At 60.9% G+C, this 17,611-nt stretch carries 13 protein-coding genes; 2 read left to right on the top strand and 11 right to left on the bottom strand.

Annotated elements, in window-relative coordinates:
- The first annotated feature begins 35 nt into the window (after positions 1-35).
- Entirely contained in the window at positions 36-881 is an 846-nt protein-coding gene (locus CWS72_RS11265; protein WP_101250707.1) for an LD-carboxypeptidase, read from the top strand.
- Positions 882-884: 3 nt separating this feature from the next.
- On the opposite strand, the gene CWS72_RS11260 is transcribed toward CWS72_RS11265, so the two are convergent.
- The 11 genes from CWS72_RS11260 to upp form a co-directional block, all read right to left on the bottom strand.
- On the bottom strand, positions 885-1,904 hold the full coding sequence (locus CWS72_RS11260) for a glycoside hydrolase family 113 (protein ID WP_101250706.1): 1,020 nt from the start codon (positions 1,902-1,904) through the stop codon (positions 885-887).
- Entirely contained in the window at positions 1,891-3,168 is a 1,278-nt protein-coding gene (locus CWS72_RS11255; protein ID WP_101250705.1) for a hypothetical protein, read from the bottom strand. Before CWS72_RS11255 ends, CWS72_RS11260 begins: the two co-directional genes overlap by 14 nt.
- Positions 3,165-5,054, bottom strand: coding sequence for a glycosyltransferase (locus tag CWS72_RS11250; RefSeq protein WP_241911686.1), 1,890 nt, complete (start codon positions 5,052-5,054; stop codon positions 3,165-3,167). The genes CWS72_RS11255 and CWS72_RS11250 overlap by 4 nt, the downstream gene beginning before the upstream one ends.
- A 35-nt stretch (positions 5,055-5,089) precedes the next feature.
- Positions 5,090-5,899, bottom strand: coding sequence for a 3'-5' exonuclease family protein (locus CWS72_RS11245; protein WP_158240599.1), 810 nt, complete (start codon positions 5,897-5,899; stop codon positions 5,090-5,092).
- Entirely contained in the window at positions 5,896-7,692 is a 1,797-nt protein-coding gene (locus tag CWS72_RS11240) for a cellulose biosynthesis cyclic di-GMP-binding regulatory protein BcsB (RefSeq protein ID WP_158240598.1), read from the bottom strand. Before CWS72_RS11240 ends, CWS72_RS11245 begins: the two co-directional genes overlap by 4 nt.
- Before the next feature lie 962 nt (positions 7,693-8,654).
- A complete protein-coding gene (hydA, locus tag CWS72_RS11235) occupies positions 8,655-10,094 on the bottom strand; it encodes a dihydropyrimidinase (protein WP_101250790.1) in 1,440 nt (479 codons plus the stop codon).
- 25 nt (positions 10,095-10,119) lie between these two features.
- On the bottom strand, positions 10,120-10,788 hold the full coding sequence (locus CWS72_RS11230; protein WP_101250789.1) for a TetR/AcrR family transcriptional regulator: 669 nt from the start codon (positions 10,786-10,788) through the stop codon (positions 10,120-10,122).
- A gap of 19 nt (positions 10,789-10,807) precedes the next feature.
- Positions 10,808-12,070, bottom strand: a complete 1,263-nt coding sequence (locus CWS72_RS11225; RefSeq protein WP_101250701.1) for a Zn-dependent hydrolase — start codon at positions 12,068-12,070, stop codon at positions 10,808-10,810.
- Positions 12,071-12,316: 246 nt separating this feature from the next.
- Positions 12,317-13,591, bottom strand: coding sequence for an NAD-dependent dihydropyrimidine dehydrogenase subunit PreA (preA, locus tag CWS72_RS11220; protein ID WP_101250700.1), 1,275 nt, complete (start codon positions 13,589-13,591; stop codon positions 12,317-12,319).
- Entirely contained in the window at positions 13,575-14,900 is a 1,326-nt protein-coding gene (locus CWS72_RS11215; protein WP_101250699.1) for an NAD(P)-dependent oxidoreductase, read from the bottom strand. Before CWS72_RS11215 ends, preA begins: the two co-directional genes overlap by 17 nt.
- Before the next feature lie 283 nt (positions 14,901-15,183).
- On the bottom strand, positions 15,184-15,834 hold the full coding sequence (upp, locus tag CWS72_RS11210; protein WP_101250698.1) for a uracil phosphoribosyltransferase: 651 nt from the start codon (positions 15,832-15,834) through the stop codon (positions 15,184-15,186).
- A 335-nt stretch (positions 15,835-16,169) separates the two neighbouring features.
- Between upp and CWS72_RS11205 the strand changes: the two genes are divergently transcribed.
- Positions 16,170-17,510 carry an 8-oxoguanine deaminase gene (locus CWS72_RS11205; protein ID WP_101250697.1) on the top strand — a complete coding sequence of 447 codons (1,341 nt, stop codon included), beginning with the start codon at positions 16,170-16,172 and terminating at the stop codon, positions 17,508-17,510.
- The last annotated feature ends 101 nt before the right edge of the window (positions 17,511-17,611 follow it).

Raw genomic sequence — 17,611 nt, 5'->3', positions numbered from 1 at the left:
GACGTGACAAGGACTTAAGGAAGTATCAGGGCTCCATGCGCGAAGACATCGTCAGGATCGGCGTCGTGGCGCCCGCTTCGCGCATCGACCACGCGACCACGAGGAAAGTCCTGAACTTGGTCCGCCGGATCTATCCCGGCCATTCCCCCGAGATCGTCTTTCATCCTCAATGCACCCTGTCTTGCGGACATTTCGCCGGAGACGACGAGGCGCGCGCGCGCGCCTTCCTTGAGGTGGCGAACGACAAGACGTTCGACGCCCTGTGGTTCGGGCGGGGCGGCTACGGTTCCTGCCGCCTGGGCGAACGCATCCTGCCGGCCCTCGGCGAGGCGGCGCGGGAAAAGATCTATCTGGGCTACAGCGACGCCGGCTCCCTGCTGGGCGGGCTTTATCGCCGGGGATGTCGCCGCGTCGCGCACGGGCCCATGCCCGCCGACATCCGCCGTCCGGGCGGCGAGGCGGCGGTGGCGCGGGCGCTCGCCTTTCTGGTCAACGGGGCGGCGGACGCGCTGGAGCCGACCGTCCTGGAACAAGCCCCGGTGGCGGCCTTCAATATCACCATCCTCAGTCATCTGATCGGCACGCCGCTGGAACCCGACCTGTCCGGACATATCCTCATGCTCGAAGAAGTCTCCGAGCATATGTATCGCATCGATCGGGCGCTTTTCCACCTGACCAGCACGCCTTCGATCCGCCGCGTCGCCGGTATCAAACTGGGCCGTTGCAGCGATATTCCTCCCAACGAACCGGACTTCGGCCAAACCGAGGAAGAGGTCGTGCGGCATTGGTGCGCCGTCTCGGGCATTCCCTACCTGGGACGGGCCGATATCGGCCACGACATCGACAACAAGGTGGTGCCCTTCGGGCGGTGGCGGAAATGACCGTCATCCGCGAGCCAACAGCCGCTCGGCCGGCTTGTTTTGGATCGTAAAATCGCGGTCATTCGGCCCGCCGGCATCGGGATCCGAATACCAGCACCAGAAAAGAACGCGTTCGATGGGACGAGGAAGCAACCTGTCCAGCCAGAGCGACAGAACCCGTTGCTGGATGGCCGGATCGGGCGGCGCGGGCAATTCCTCGGGGCTGAGCCATGGCTTGGCCTGCGCGCCCCGGGCCGACATCAGGCCCAGTTCGGTGATCCACACTGTCCTTGCCATTTTGGCGATCACCGCATCCAGCCGCGCGACGACCTTGTCCATGCGCTCGACCATGGCCTGATCCTCGGCGGACGGCCCCAATTCCGGGTAGAGATTGATCCCAATGACGTCAAAGGCCCGCCAATGGGGGAAGGTTTCCGCGTCCTCGATGGAATGCAGGCAATAGACAAGGGGGCCGCTGTAAATCCGACGGATGTCCTGGGCCAGCCCCGCCAACCAGGCGGAATGATCGAGCGTCCTGATCTCCGTGGCGACGACCAACGCGCGCGCTTGAGCCTTTTCCGCCAGCGCCGCCAGCGCGAGCATCTCGCGCTCGTAACAGGATAGCCATTCCGTCCGATCATCCGGTTCGATCATCCCCGCCCAGGCGCTGGGTATCCAGACATGCGGCTTGATGATGACATCCAATCCCTCCCGCCGCGCCGCCGTCACGCCGGCCAACAACTCCCCGTCGGAAAGGTCGTTGCCGCGCACCAGTCGCGACGCGGTCGGAGCGGCCTGCCAGAGGAATGGGATGAAGGCGACGCATCCGGCGCCGTCGGAGGCGAGGCGGCGCAATGAACGCCGCGCGGCTTGACCGTCAAGCGGCTCCGACGGCGTCCGCTTGAAATTGACGCCGAGGCGTCCTGCCGGCAGACATGACGCCGGCACGGGCCTCAGAAGGCCGGCCGCCGCCGCGCCCCCCAGTCCCTCGAGAAGCCGTCGCCTCGAGCACGCGGCCGTCCTGGGATGCTCAAAATCGGCCATATGTCATCAAAGGCGATGGGGTCCAATGTTCAACCGGACCCACAGGATGGAAAAGACTTTCCCACCACGCAACCATTTCCCGATCTCCGATCAAAGGAAAAAGCAGCCAGGACACCAGGGTGCCGATGGCGCAAAGAACCAGCAGTGATCGGCGGACCCTGGTCGGAAAGCGCGACGTGCCGACCCATACGGCCATGCCGGCGATGGCCTTGATCAGGGCGGGAGCGCAACCGCTCGCATGCCAGAAGAATGTCGCCGAGGCCCCCCCGATGGTGGGCACGAGGAGCGCGGCCAGCGCCGTCCCGGGGACCTGCCGCTCGAACCTCGAACGGGCCAGACGCCATAATATGGCCGCCCAAGCCGGCATCATGACCGCCGTCAGGCCGGTAATGAGGATAAAGCTTTTTATGAACGATCCGCCGGTCAGATGGAGCCAGTCGGCCAGCGGCAACATTTCCGTCGCGCCGTGCATTGGCGACGCCCAGCGGCGTAACAGCATCTCCCAGGACTGGTCGGTGAAGACGGTGTAAATATAGGCGACGGTGGCAAGTCCGATCAGGGGCGGAAAAATCACGACCATTACGGCGGAAACATAGGATCGCCAGTGATCGATATCGCGATAGCAAATCGGAACGAGCAGAAACAGGGCCATGGCGTAGTGAATGGCGTCGGCATCCACCAGGATCAGGAGCGCGAGAAGAAGACCGACCTGCATCTGGGACTGCACGTCGCCGACACTTTCCAGCCGGTCGACGCTGAGGATCAGCGCCATGAAGGTGAAAGCGGACAGAATACTCGCCGACCCGCTGACCGAGGCGGCCACCACCAGGGGATGGCAGGCCAGCACCAACGTGAAAAGACAGGATTCCCAGTAGGTCCAGCCGAAGGCCAGGAGATAGCGCAGAAATATCACGATCAGGGCCATGGTGAGCGAGCTCGACAGCAGCCCCATCCAGACGCTCTGGCTTCCCGGTATCAGCTTGATCGCCGCTACCACGACGGCTGGTCCCCATTCGCCGAACGCGTCGCCGATCAGACTCTCGTCGCCATTCCACATCTTCATCAGCAGCTGGGGTTGGAAGCCGTCGAAATAGTTGAGGTTGAGGATGATCGCCAGGAAAACGCTGACCGAAACGCCGACCACCCCGGACACGACCAGGTCGGTGGGGCGGCGCAACCTGTCCGGTTCCTGGATATAGTCATGGGCGGTCCGCGAACTCTCCCCCGGAGCGGTGGGCGAATAGGGAATGAGGGAAATGGTCATGCCCGCCCCCCCTCCCGCGCCACGGCCGCCAGGGCTTTCTTGGTGGCCGCGCTTTTCCCATGCTCCGTCTTTTCCCAGAAATGGGGAGACAGCATGAGTTGCCAGAGAGCCTTGTAGGACGCGATCGAATGAAGAACCCAGTAGAGGGGATTGAGGAGACCGAAAATCGTCAATTCGTGATAGCGCCGCTTGAAGGCCGAGACGATGCCGAAATAGACCAGCATCAGATTACCGATCATCAAATCGAACAACGAAATATATTGCACCACGGGCGGCAGCAAATCCTTTAGCGGATCGACCGGCTGCACGGCCAACCACACAGTGGTCAGCCAAAGGATGGGATTGATCAGCAGCATCAGAGGCGGCGCCCCGATGAAGAGCTGGAACCCCCAAAATCCGACGTGGCCGAGGGAGCGGTAAAGGGCCACGGGATCACGCATATGCACCAGCCAGGTCTGCATATATCCCTTGATCCACCGCGAGCGTTGCTTGATCCAACTAAAAAGATGTCCGTTCGCCTCCTCGAAGGTCGTCGAGTTGACGATACCCACGGTGTAACCGGCCTGGGTCAGGCGAACTCCAAGGTCGGCGTCCTCGGTCACGTTGTAGGGATCCCAGGCCCCAAGGTCGCGCAGAATACTGGTGCGAAAGTGATTGCTTGTCCCGCCCAGGGGAATGGGCACGCGAAGGAAATGCAGCCCCGGCAAAAGGAAGTCGAACCACTGGGAATATTCCAGAGTAAACATCCTCGTCAGAAAATTATCCGTGAAATTAAAATAATTGAGCCTCGCCTGTATGCAGCCGACCGACGGCGGCGACTTGCGGAAACAAGCGACCACCTTTTTCAGTTGATCGGCCTCCGGCTGATCCTCGGCGTCGTAAATAGCCAGGATATCTCCACGGGCGAAACGCAGCGCGTAATTGCATGCCTTGGGCTTCGTTTGCGGATGCCCCTTGGGCACGCGAATGATTTCCACCGTGCTGGCCGCGCCCAACCTCTTGGCCGCCTCGATGGTCTCGTCGTCGCCTTCTTCGAGAACCAGTTTTATGTCCAGCTTGGATGCCGGATAGTCGAGGCGCCGAAGGGACGCCATCAGCAAAGGCAGGACCCCGGCCTCCCGGAACATGGGAACGAGAACGGTAAAAACCGGCAAATCCCGCTCATCAAGCGCCGCCACCTCGTCGTCGCTGACCTGGATGTCCACGCTTCGCTTGGCGCCAATCCAGGTCAGCACGAAACGAAACAGGAAGGAGCTCAAATAAACGATGCCCAGTATCCAGAAAACCAGGATGGTGGTCCATTTCGGGGCGAAGGCCCAACCGAGCAGCAAGGCGCTGGTCCCCAGATAAAATCCCAGCAACTGCCAACGCGAGACATGGGATTTTGCGGACTTCCGGGGATTGCGGAGGAAAAGGCCTTCCCGGGCCTCCTCATCGTCAATCTCCAGGAACACACGCTGGATTTCCCAAAGGACGTCGAATTTCGATGTGACGACCATCGAATAGCCATCGGCCCCATAGCGTTTTTCCGCCCATTCCCGTTGCGGCGGCGCGAGCCGCGTTGTCGCCAGAACGATCCTCCCGCCCCTCTCCCGCCGCCAGGGCAGCAACTCGAGACGGATATAGTTCTCCCGCTGATCCACCTCGATGATCATCCGCTCCGCCGGCGATTGGTGGAGATCAACGAAAGGAACCTCGGCCTCGGCGGCATATGCGCCGTAAACGTCCCAGGCACGCGCGAGCCCAAGTCCGATGGTGACATCGATCAGCGACGAACCCCAGCGCCACCCCCGTTCACGGACATTTCGAAAGTCCTCGTCAGTGATGATCCCTTGGCGGGTCAGCCGGCCTAACGTCGCCAGTTCCAATTGATCATGCGAGGACACACACGAAACTGCATCTTCCATGGAGATCGCATCGCCTAAAAATTATACCAAATTGAAATGAAAACAGACTCTCCAGCACCGGTATTCCGGCCGGCATACTCGTAATTTGCACCAAGCTGAAGAGTCGTTTTTGGAAAGGCTGTAAAAACGATGGATGGCTGAATTTTATGCAAATCGTAGGTGAATCCACCAACACCGTTATTATGCAGCCCAATAATACTGAAATTTTGCAGATAGATACTTACATCATCGGTCAGGCCGATACCGCTTCCAAAATCGAGGCGGATCTCGTCGGACAGGCTCGTCGTCTGGGTGCGGTAAGCCGCTTCCGCCGTCAGCAGAAGCGGCGTCCCCAACGCATTGTCCGCCGAAGGTATGGACTGGCCGTAGAGGATGCGCGGTTCCATGCTCAACCGGTCATGCCCCAGGGATGCGGACGCCAAGTGGCTATCGCCAGTGGGAAGCCCCGTCCAAAACTGGAATGACCAGACCTGCCGATCATCCCGCCAAAGCCGGGACCGCGCCCACAGCTCAAGGTCGGAAACGCCATCACTTTGGCCAGTTCCCCCGCCGGTCCGCTGAACGGTGACCGTTTGAATGGAGGCTTTGGCTCCGAGGGTGTAGGCATCGGCCAATCCATACTCGACGAACGGCTCCACCCCCACCTTGCGGTAGAAATCAGACGACGTCCGCCCCCCGCCCCCCTTATAGCCGAAGTCCGAAAAATAGGCGGCCGTGGTGACGATCGCCTGACCATGACCTTCTTCCAAAGTCCAAGGGTTGGCCCAGGCGGTCCCGGCGGACACGATCAGCAGCGATGAGCAAACCGCCGAAGTCCGAATCATGACTTTCTCGCCGCGCCGGACCGGCGCGACCGCAGCACCAAATAGAGGATGATAACGGTGAGCGTGAGCCATGCGCCAATCAGGAGGATGACCCGATATCGATTCAAAAAGGCGGCGAGGTCTTCCGCCTGGGCGTACTCGATGGAAAACTCGCGCTGGCTGGATTGCAGGGCACGCGGCGAGGCGATACCGGAGTATAGGCCGATGTCACCGGCCCCTCCCAAAGCCTGCGTGCCGGACATGCTTTCGGAACTCCCTGGATAGACCCACAGGCCGTCGTAAGCCTGCTTTTTCCCACGCTGGACGAGGGTAAGGCGACCACCAGGCGTAAAGGAAATCGCTTCTCCCGTCAGCCCAAGGGTGAATGCGACCCTGCCCCGGTCAAGGCTGACCGGGAAACGAAGCGCCCCTGGCGGCACCTTGTCGCCGACATAAATGAACTTTTCGCCCAAGGGTCGCGCCTGATCGGCGAATGCCACCTGAATCGCCGACGAGGGAGACACGCCGTCGGCGATCAAGCGCGCGACAAGGGGTACGCTGGCCCGGTCAACGGTCGGGGATCCGGAAAGCACGACATTGAGCGAGGAATCGCGATTGACCACCCAATCGACGATGTCGTTCCCTTGCCAATCCTGCTTCGAAATGGCGAAGTAACTGCCTTTCCGGATCTGGAAAAGGCCGGGCTCCTCGCTTTGACACGCGGATTTCGACGACAACCGGCGGACTTCGAGACTGATCCGGTTGTTTCGGTGCAGCATTTCCCGGGGAATGGGCAGAGTCAGCCCGTTAAGAAGAATCGCGTCGGACATCTCCTCGCTTTTGACCAATGTATCATTGACAAGATAGTCAAGGATGATCAGTTCGTTCTTGGGCAGGACGGATCCCTGCCCGAACAGCACCAGCTCGGTGGGGATCTTGCCTCGCGGCATGACCATCATATCCAACGGAATATCGATACGGGTACTGCTCGAGAATGTCCGCGTCTCGGTCGTCAATCCCAGTCTTTCCAATGAAATCCGGTCTCCATCCAGTGGCGGGGACTGGGTAACGGTGAAGATGGGCGGGGGTTCCGAGCCCGCGAAAAATTCACTGGAAACAGTAAGAGCGCGCGCCTGCGCCTCGCTGGCGATGACCAACTGGGAATCGGGCCTTTTCGGTGATTGGCGAAGGCGGGGTTGAGCTGGGTCAGATCCATCGATGACAATGTCGGCATCGTCCGACGCCGCGTCGACGATGGCGATTTGCCGCCCTCGGCGCACCATGTCGGCGGCGACACGCAGTCCGGCCGCGTATTCATCGGAAGACGGCCTCGCCGGCAACCCCAGACGGACGGTCCCGGTCAACGAGTTCCAGACATCCCATGGCAGGGGTGAAATGGAGAGCGCATAGTCCGTCAGGTGGAGGGAACTGCCGGGATGAACGACAATCCAGGCGCTTTCACGAAAACTGTCAAAGCAATTGACCCTGGACAAAGCGGCGTCCCCGGCCAGCGTCACCCTGAGATAGGGGCCGGTGATGATATTGGCCGGAAGGGGAACGGATACGCGCTGACTTGTCCCATTGGATTTGGCGATGGTCGCGACGGGAACGTTCCCGGCGAGGACCGTGAGCGAGGAATAGTTATCCAAAAGCGATGAAAATTCGACATCAAGCCGGATGTCGACGCGCCGAGGCTTCGAGCGCCAATTTTCCACCGGAAAAAATAGAGTAATGCTTTTATTTTTCGGACTGAGGATTACACCATCCTCATAACCAAGTGCCCGCAATGGCAGATCCTGGTCGCCGGTATTCACGTGGGCCACCGCTTGACCGAACACAAAAAAACAGGCCGCGAAGACGGAAAGCGGCCTCAGAAATTCCATTCCATATTTTTTTAATACGATATCGATTCCCTTGGAAAACACCCGTCACCCTCCCAATAAAATCACGTCAAAGACAAGCGAACCGCGCGAAAGGCCGATGCCCTTTCGATTCGAAATACGAATTTTCCGCGGATTGACGGCTATTCCCCGGACCATGAGACATATCGGAGCGAAGAAATCCTCGGGCTTCGAGGCCGGCCAAGCGGGAACAATCCGCTCAAGCTCACGCATCGTGTAATGCGCAAGATAGAAAGACTATCCGACCACATCCCCTCGGAACCCGCGAATTCTATCAGTCAACGATAATTGATATAGAATCATGATGAAAAATCGTCAACATTAATAATAAAATTAATTGTAAATATATTTAAATTTTTAATACAAATTGATACTAATTCTTTCACAGACTCGTTTCGCCTGTATTCACCAAATATAACTTTTAGTTGATACACGGAAACTCAAAGACACCCTTGCGTGCGAATGACTCACATCAGGCACGGGCTTGACGATTGTTGGGTGAGACAACCCCGGGATCGGCCGGATGAGAAGCCCTCCGCCGTCCAGCGGGACAAGTCGTGGTTTCGATGACCTCGCCCTGTCTCAGTTCATAGGCTCGCCTCGCGCGCCCGACTGACCCCTTAAGAGCTTGTCGCGAAACTATCGTCCAAACCCTAAGATTCCAGATGACGCCTGCGCTCCGCTACGGCGGGCGAGAAACGCCGCTCGGCTTAGTGCCCGTTGAGGGCCAGCGCCATCGTTGGCGCGAAGCCTTAGCAAAACGACGCCGCTGGCGGGCTGAAGGCCGAGCATGGCCAAGCAACGGTTTCGGAGAAACCCGCCCGGCAATTGAGGGCTCGGTGATCGGTTCCGATCACCGCGTGTTGGTATAAGCCCTACCGTTCCACCGCCTTCGGCGCGGTCCGTTCGGCGGTCTTCCTCACCGCCTCATAGACCGTCGGGAAGGCAGGGCGGTCGATGTAACGCCCCGCCCCCTTGACGGCGCGCAAATCCCCCTTGTCGTAGACGATCCGGCCCTGACTGATGGTCGTGACCGCCAGACCCTCGACAGCCATGCCTTCGAAGATGTTGAGATCGACCTTCTGATGCTGGGTCTTGGCCGAAATGGTCTTGGAGGCCTTGGGATCCCACACCACCAGATCGGCATCGGAGCCGACGGCGACCAGCCCCTTGCGCGGATAGAGATTGAAGATCTTCGCCGCGTTGGCCGAGGTGGCGGCGACGAACTCGTTCATGGTCAGGCGCCCGCTGTTGACCCCATGATGCCAGAGCACCGTCATGCGGTCCTCGACCCCGCCGGTTCCGTTGGGAATCTTCGAAAAATCGCCCTTCCCCATGGCTTTCTGCTCGGTACAGAAACAGCAATGGTCGGTGGCCGTGGTCTGCAGATTGCCCGACTGCAATCCGTGCCACAGGGCCTCTTGATGCTCCTTCGGGCGGAAGGGCGGGCTCATCACATGGGCGGCGGCGAAATCGAAATCGGGATGGCGATAGACGCTGTCGTCGACCACCAGATGACCGGCCAGGACTTCACCATAGACGCGCTGACCGGCATTGCGGGCCCGCGTGATGGCGTCCAGCGAGTCCTTGCACGAGACATGGACGATATAGACGGGCACGCCCAGGACGTTGGCGATCTGGATGGCGCGGTTCGCCGCCTCGCCCTCGACCGCCGCCGGCCGCGACAGGGGATGGCCTTCGGGGCCGGCGATGCCCTTGGCCAACAGCTTCTTTTGCAACTGGAAGACCAGTTCGCCGTTCTCCGCATGCACGGTGGGAATGGCCCCCAGTTCCAGGGCTCGGCTGAAGCTGTTCACCAGCACTTCGTCGTCGGCCATGATGGCGTTCTTATAGGCCATGAAATGCTTGAAGCTGTTCACCCCGCATTGGGTGACCAGCGTGCCCATGTCGGCATGAACGCTGTCATCCCACCAGGTCACGGCAACGTGGAAGGAATAGTCGCCGGCGGCCTTTTCCGCCCAGCCGCGCCATTGGCGATAGGCGTCGAGCAGACGCTGCTGTGGATTGGGAATGACGAAGTCGATGATCATCGTCGTTCCGCCGGCAAATCCGGCGGCGGTGCCGCTGTAGAAATCCTCGGTGGCCACCGTCCCCATGAAGGGCAGTTCCATATGGGTGTGCGGGTCGATGCCTCCCGGCATGACGAAGGCGCCGCCGGCATCGACGACCTCGGTGCCTTGCGGCACCTCCAGCCCCTCGCCGACCGCCTGAATCAATCCGTCGTCACAGTAGACGTCGGCGCGAAACGTGCGGTCGGCATTGACCACACGACCACCGCGAACCAGCACTCCCATGGCAGGATCCTCCTTGGTCTTCAAGCTAATCTTCAGGCGGCTCCAGTCCGGCGATGCGCAGCACCGCCCGAACCACCTCCTCGGTGAAATGCGAAAAGTCCTTGCGGCTCAATTGCCGCTTACCAAGAACCAGCCGGATCTGAGCGTCGAAATCGGCGTAATGCTGAGTCATCGCCCAGATCATGAAGAAAAGGTTCTTCGGGTCGAGGCGAGCCATCCGCCCTTCCGCCATCCAGCGTTCTAAAATGGCGGATTTTTCTTCGACTTGATTCTTGAGGTCATTCGAAAGGAAGCCTTCGATCAAGCCCGCCCCCCGGATGATTTCATTGGCGAAGACCTTGGAGGCATAAGGACGCGTCCTTGCGACCTCCATCTTCGAACGCACGTAATCGGCAATCGCCTGGGCGGGATCGGCCTCGGGCAGGATCGAGGAAACCGTGTTCTGCCAGATAACGAGGATGTTATCGAGCACCGCCCGGTACAGCTCTTCCTTGGTGCCGAAGTAGTAATGCAGATTGGCTTTGGGCAGGTCCGCCTTGTCGGCGATCTCGGCCATGGTGGCGCCGGTGAAGCCGGTTTCGGCGAAAACCTGTTCCGCAGCCTTGAGGATTTGAGCCAGATTGGCGCGCCGGACGCGACCGGCACCACCACCGTCGTTCGGGACCACATGCAATTTGCGCACAACATCTCCCATGGTCCGGCGACCTTCCAACTCAGTCGGTCGCCTTGACCGTAATCGTGTTGGCCTTGGCGACCACCGCCTGCAACAACACGTTGCATCCGGCTTCGACCCATTCGGGCGTCGCCATCTCGATTTCGTTATGGCTGATCCCGTCGATGCAGGGAATGAAAACCATCGAGGTCGGCGCCACTTGCGACAGATAACAGGCGTCGTGCCCGGCGCCCGCCACCATATCGCGATGGGAGTAGCCAAGATCCTCAACCCCCTTGCGTACGGCGGCAACACAGGTCTCGTCGAACTTGATCGGGGCGTAATACCAGATCTGCGTGAAGTCGTTCTCAAGGCCGATCTCGGCGGCGATCTTCGCCGTCGCCTCGCGCAATTCGGCATCCATGGCGGCCAGGATGGCGTCGTCGGGATGGCGGAAATCGACGGTGAAGAAGACGCGCCCCGGGATGACGTTGCGTGAATTGGGATGGATCTGCATCAAACCGACGGTCGCGCAGGCGTAAGGCTGGTATTTCAAGCCGATTCGATTGACTTCCGCCACCACGCGGGCGGCCCCCAGCAAGGCGTCCTTGCGGCGCGGCATCGGCGTCGGGCCGGCATGGGCCTCCTGCCCGGTGAAGGTGATTTCGTACCAGCGCTGGCCCTGCGCGTCGGTGACCACGCCGACGGTCTTGTTCTCGGCCTCCAGGATCGGCCCCTGTTCGATGTGGGCCTCGAAATAGGCGCCCACCTTGCGCTTGCCGACGTCGGCCGTTCCCGCGTAACCGATGCGGGCCAATTCCTCGCCCATGGTCTTGCCGTCGAGATCGGCCCGCGACAGGCCGTAGTCGAGATCGAAGACCCCGGCGAAGACGCCCGAGGCGACCATGGCCGGAGCGAAGCGGGACCCCTCCTCGTTGGTCCAGACGGCGACCTCGACCGGAGCCTCGGTCTGATAGTTCATGTCGTTCAGACTGCGGATCACCTCGAGCCCGGCCAATACGCCATAAACGCCGTCGAACTTGCCGCCCGTCGGCTGGCTGTCCAGATGACTGCCCATGATCACCGGCGCCAGATCGTTGTTCTTGCCCGGCCGGCGGGCGAAGATGTTGCCGATCTTGTCGATGGTGATGCTCAGGCCCGCCTGTTCGCACCAGGCGACGAACAGGTCGCGGCCGGCCTTGTCGACATCGGTCAGGGCCAACCGGCAGACACCGCCCTTCGGCGTTTCGCCGTGCTTGGCCATCTGCATCAGACTGTCCCACAGGCGCTGACCGTTGACCCTTTTATTCGCCTGAACCGTCATCGAAGGCTCTCCTTTTCAGATAAAGAGTAGTTCTCGCCGTCACCGGACATGAGCAACAAGTTAAAATAAATATTTAGCACAGATGAACACAGATAGGCGCAGATATATAATTATAAAAATATACAGAATATCAAATTATGAGGAAAATACCCCAATACTCTGGCATGAACAATTTCATTGCCGCGATTGAAGATCTCATCTCGCTTATCTGTGTCCATCTGTGTTCATCTGTGCTCCAAAAACCTCCTACCCCTGAGCCGCCCGCAAAGGATTCCGGGGATCCTGCGTCCAGTTCATATAGGGCTTGCCGTTGGCCTCCGGCCGCATGGTGATGCACTGCGGGACCGGGCAGACGTGGGAACAGAGGTTGCAGCCGACGCAGTCCTCGTCCACCACCCGGAAGACCCGTTTTCCGCCGTTGGCTTCGATACGGATGGCCTGGTGCGAGGTGTCCTCGCAGACGATGTGGCAGCGTCCGCAGTCGATGCACAGGTCCGGATCGATCACCGCCTTGGTCGAGAAATTCATGTTGAGCGAATTCCAGTCGACCACGTTGCCCAGCGCCGCCCCGGCGAAATCGTCGATGCGACCGTAGCCCTTGTCGTCCATCCATTGGGACAGACCGTCGATCATCGGCCCAACGATGCGGAATCCATGCACCATCGCGGCGGTGCACACCTGCACATTGGCCGCGCCCAAGGCCAGGAACTCGGCGGCATCGCGCCAGCTGCCGATTCCCCCGATGCCGGAAATCGGCAGATCGGCGGTGACATGGTTGCGCCCGATCTCGGCCACCATGTTGAGCGCGATCGGCTTGACCGCCGGACCGCAATAGCCGCCGTGCGTGCCCTTGCCGTCGACGGTGGGCGTCGGCGCCATCAGGTCGAGATCGACGCTGGCGATGGAATTGACGGTATTGATCAGCGACACGGCGTCGGCCCCGCCCCGCCGGGCGGCCTCGGCCGGCCACAGGATATTGGTGACGTTGGGGGTCAACTTGACGATCAGGGGCATCCGGGTGGAGGCGCGAACCCAGCGGGTCACCTGCTCGACCATCTCGGGCACCTGCCCGATCGCCGAGCCCATGCCGCGTTCGCACATGCCATGCGGACAGCCGAGATTGAGTTCGAGACCGTCCGCCCCCGTCTCCTCGATCCGCTTCACCAGCCCGACCCAGGCGCTCTCCTCCATCCTGGCCATCAGCGAGACCACCAGGGCACGGTCCGGCCAATCCTTCTTGACCTGGGTGATCTCTTGCAGATTGAGCGCCAGGGGACGATCGGTGATCAGTTCGATATTGTTGAAGCCCAGCAGTTCGCGGTTGCCGTCCAACAGCGCGCCGTAGCGCGAACTGACGTTGATGACTGGAGGATCCTCCCCCAGGGTCTTCCAGACCACGCCGCCCCAACCGGCCTGGAAGGCGCGGACGACGTTATAGGCCTTGTCTGTCGGCGGCGCCGAAGCCAGCCAGAAGGGGTTCGGCGAGGAAATTCCCGCGATGCGGCTACGCAGATCGGCCATGGCTTACCCCCTTCCGGATGAAACGGTCGATGGCCAGAGCCGCCCGCTTGCCGTCCTCGACGGCCTGCACGGTCAGATCCAGCCCGCTTTTCACGCAGTCACCACCGGCGAAGACGCCCGGACGCGCGGTCTGATAATCGGCATCGATGCCGATCCGCCCCTCCGTCACGGGAATCCCGGCCAGTTCGCCTTCCCGCAGTTCCTGCCCGACGGCGCTCAGCACCAGATCGGCCGACAACTCGACGTCCGTTCCAGTGCCCTGCAAGCGACCGTCGACCAGGCGGGTGCGCTCGAAGACCACGCCGGTCACCTTGCCGCCGGACCCCAGAATGCGTTTCGGCGCCAGCCAGGGTTTGATAGCCACGCCGCTGATCCGCGCCAATTGCTGTTCCCAGGTGGTGGCGCCCATCTGGGCGATGCCGCGCCGATAGGCCATGACCACATCTTCCGCGCCAAGGCAGTGGGACTGGATGGCGGCATCGACGGCGGTGTTGCCACCACCGATCACCACGACCCGGCCGGCCACCGCCGGCGCCCTTCCCTGACGCAAAGCCTCGATGAAGCTCAGCGCCTCCATCACACCGGCGAGATCGCTTCCCTCGACCCCCAACGGCCGGCCAGCAGCAAGGCCGATCGCCAGAAAGACGGCGTCGTAATCGCCAGACAGCGCGCCGAGTTGCAAGTCGTCGCCGAGACGTTTGCCGTAATGGATGTCGATCCCGCCGATACCCAAAATAAAGGCGACTTCGCGCTGGGCGAAGTCGCCTGTCATCTTGTAGGCGGCGAGACCATACTCATTGAGCCCGCCGGGCTTGGCCTTGGCCTCGAAAATATTGACGGCATGGCCCAGCATGCTCAGGCGATGCGCGCAGGCCAGTCCCGACGGACCGGCGCCGACCACCGCCACCCGCTTACCGCTTCCCGGAGCGCGGGCGAAGGGATGCCCGCCCCCCCGCGCCATCAGCGCGTCGGTGGCGAAACGCTGCAGGCGCCCGATGGATACCGGGCGCTGTTCGCCAGCATTGCGCACGCAAGCCTGTTCGCAAAGAATTTCGGTGGGACAGACCCGCGCGCAGGTTCCGCCCATGATGTTGGCCGACAGGATGGTCTTGGCAGCGCCAACGACATTGCCGTCATTGATACGGTGGATGAAGCCGGGGATATCGATCCCGGTGGGACAGGCATTGACGCAGGCGGGGTCGTAACAATAGAGGCAACGGCTGCTTTCCGCCATCGCCTGCAAGGCGTTCAACGGTGGCACCAGATCGTCGTCCAGCCCTTGCGGGCCGTTGTGGGCGGCGGCTGTCATCGGCAAACCCTTCTCGACAAGAAGCCAAAAATCACGGGCAGTCGTAGAGAATGTCTATCAAGGGTCATGCCAGAGCCGGAAAGCCTTGACTCAAAAATTGTCCAAAAAGTCAAAAGCTGACTCATCGGACAATTTTTGACCAAATTGCCGACTTTTGCGGCGGCATCATGCCCATTCGCAAGGCAACCTCCCCGGCCCAACGCCAGGAACCGGGGGGAATCACGGCAACCTATTGTTTTTTAATAAATACCATCAAATAGAGATGCTCAAATCTTGAGCAAATTCACTTCGTGCCGAACAGCCGATCGCCGGCGTCGCCGAGGCCGGGAACGATGTAGGCGTTCTCGTTCAGATGATCATCGACCGCCGCCACATAGACCGGAACGTCGGGATGATGCTGGAAGAACACATCGATACCCTCGGGCGCGGCGACCAGGGCGAGGAAATGGATATTGTTGGCCGTGACGCCGGCCCGCAGCAGGACATCGACGGCGTGAACGGCGCTGTAGCCGGTGGCCAGCATGGGATCGGTGAGAATGAACAGGCGTCCCTCGGGTTCGGGCAACTTCACAAGATATTCGACGGGACGATGGGTATCGTGGTCACGATAGACGCCGATATGACCGACCCGCGCCGACGGCAGCAGTTCGAGCAGACCTTCGGCCATCCCGACACCGGCCCTCAGGATCGGCACCACGGCGAGCTTCTTGCCGGAAATCACCGGCGCGTCGAACGTGGTCAACGGCGTCTGCACCGGCTGATAGATCAGCGGCAGATTGCGGGTGATCTCATAACCCATGAGCAGCGAGATTTCCCGCAGAAGCTGGCGGAAAGTCTTGGTCGAGGTGTTCAGATCGCGCATGTGGGTGAGCTTGTGCAGAATCAACGGATGGCCCAGGACATGCAGATTGGGGTAGCGTTCGTTGGCGTTCATAACTTCCATCTTTCGAAATTTTCGGGTCCATTATCACGTGACCGGCGCACCGTCGCCCATAAAAATTTGAATCCCGGTCCCGTTTGCCGGGCTTGGCCCCCTTGGATATTTTGAACCACCAAGACACCAAGGCACCAAGGGGACGAGAGCGCCGCAGGCATTAGACCTTTCCGGCATCGCTTCGGTGATGGGCATGGAGGCGAATGCCCGCGGCGCTTACAAGCAAACAGTCTCCCGACATTTCCCGAAACGCCTTGGTGTCTTGGTGGTTCACCTTTCCTCCGCAACAGGTCATAAATCCAGGCGACCAAACACAAACGACGGGACGAGCACGGATGAAACTTTGGATCAAGGATCCGCTGGCGGTCCTGGCGGACGGCGCGGAACGTGGTCTGGTGATCGAGGATGGCCGGATCAGCGCCCTCGTCGCCGCGGGAAAAGAGCCGGAAGGCGTTATCGACCAGGTCTTCCCGGCCGATCGCCATGTCGTTCTGCCGGGCCTGATCAATACCCATCATCATTTCTACCAAACCCTGACCCGGTCCTTCCCGGCAGCACTGGACAAGAAGCTGTTTCCCTGGCTGGAAGCCCTCTATCCGGTGTGGGCGGGACTGGACGAGGCCGCCCTGCGCTCCGCCGTGCAGGTGGCGATGGCCGAACTGATGCTTTCGGGATGCACCACGGCCGCCGATCACCATTACGTCTTCCCGAAGGGCCTCGACCACGCCATCGATATCGAAGTCGAGGAAGCGAAAAAACTGGGTCTGCGGGCCGTATTCACCCGGGGATCGATGAATCTCTCGGTCAAGGACGGCGGGCTGCCGCCCGACAGCGTCGTACAGGACGAGGACACCATCCTGGCCGACAGCGAACGGCTGATCGGCCGCCATCACCAAACAGGTGACGGCGCCATGATCCAGATCGCCTTAGCCCCCTGCTCCCCCTTTTCGGTGACCGGTCGGCTGATGAAGGAAACCGCCATTCTGGCGGAAAAGCACGGCGTCCGCCTTCATACCCACCTGGCCGAGACCGAGGACGAGAACGCCTTCTGCCTGGCCTCGTTCGGCTGTCGCCCTCTCGATTATCTGGAGGATTGCGGCTGGCTGTCGGACAAGGTCTGGCTGGCCCATGGCATCCATTTCACCGAGGCGGAAATCACCCGCCTCGGCAAGGCGGGGACCGGCATCTGCCATTGTCCCAGCAGCAATCAGGTCCTGGCTTCCGGCATCTGCCCGGCGCCCGCCCTGGAACGGGCCGGCTCGCCGGTCGGCCTCGGCGTCGATGGCTCGGCCTCGGCCGACAGCTCCAACCTGATCCAGGAGGTGCGCGCCGCTTTTCTGCTGCAACGCCTGGCGAACGGGGCCGAGCGCATCAGCCACAAGGACGCGCTGCGCTACGCGACGGCCGGATCGGCGGCCTGCATCGGGCGCCCCGACCTCGGCACCCTCGCCGTCGGAAAAGCCGCCGACATCGCCCTCTTCAAATTGGACGAGCTGCGCTTCGCCGGCCGTGGCGATCCTCTGGCCGCCCTGGTGCTCTGCGGTGCCCATCGTGCCGACCATGTCATGGCCGCCGGACGCTGGATCGTGACCGGGGGCCGGATTCCCGGTCTCGATCTGGCGGAACTGCTCGAACGCCACCGCCGCAACGCCGCCCGCCTGGCACGGGCCTTATGAGGGGCCAACTTCGGCGGGCGATGGCCGAAGGCGACATTTCCCTATTTTTTCTGCTGGCAGAGCCCGTCACTGATCGCCTAATTTTGGGCTCCGCGCGACTG

The organism is Telmatospirillum siberiense (assembly GCF_002845745.1).
Lineage (GTDB): Bacteria > Pseudomonadota > Alphaproteobacteria > Rhodospirillales > Magnetospirillaceae > Telmatospirillum > Telmatospirillum siberiense.
The sequence above is the reverse complement of the archived record's forward strand: the minus strand, read 5'-3'. Positions and strand labels throughout refer to the sequence as shown.

Excerpts from the sequence above, each read along its gene's own strand:
- CWS72_RS11265 (WP_101250707.1), top strand. The coding sequence starts at position 36 with ATGCGCGAAGACATCGTCAGGATCGGCGTCGTGGCGCCCGCTTCGCGC.
- CWS72_RS11260 (WP_101250706.1), bottom strand. The coding sequence starts at position 1,904 with ATGGCCGATTTTGAGCATCCCAGGACGGCCGCGTGCTCGAGGCGACGG.
- CWS72_RS11255 (WP_101250705.1), bottom strand. The coding sequence starts at position 3,168 with ATGACCATTTCCCTCATTCCCTATTCGCCCACCGCTCCGGGGGAGAGT.
- CWS72_RS11245 (WP_158240599.1), bottom strand. The coding sequence starts at position 5,899 with ATGATTCGGACTTCGGCGGTTTGCTCATCGCTGCTGATCGTGTCCGCC.
- hydA (WP_101250790.1), bottom strand. The coding sequence starts at position 10,094 with ATGGGAGTGCTGGTTCGCGGTGGTCGTGTGGTCAATGCCGACCGCACG.
- CWS72_RS11230 (WP_101250789.1), bottom strand. The coding sequence starts at position 10,788 with ATGGGAGATGTTGTGCGCAAATTGCATGTGGTCCCGAACGACGGTGGT.
- CWS72_RS11225 (WP_101250701.1), bottom strand. The coding sequence starts at position 12,070 with ATGACGGTTCAGGCGAATAAAAGGGTCAACGGTCAGCGCCTGTGGGAC.
- preA (WP_101250700.1), bottom strand. The coding sequence starts at position 13,591 with ATGGCCGATCTGCGTAGCCGCATCGCGGGAATTTCCTCGCCGAACCCC.
- CWS72_RS11215 (WP_101250699.1), bottom strand. The coding sequence starts at position 14,900 with ATGACAGCCGCCGCCCACAACGGCCCGCAAGGGCTGGACGACGATCTG.
- upp (WP_101250698.1), bottom strand. The coding sequence starts at position 15,834 with ATGAACGCCAACGAACGCTACCCCAATCTGCATGTCCTGGGCCATCCG.
- CWS72_RS11205 (WP_101250697.1), top strand. The coding sequence starts at position 16,170 with ATGAAACTTTGGATCAAGGATCCGCTGGCGGTCCTGGCGGACGGCGCG.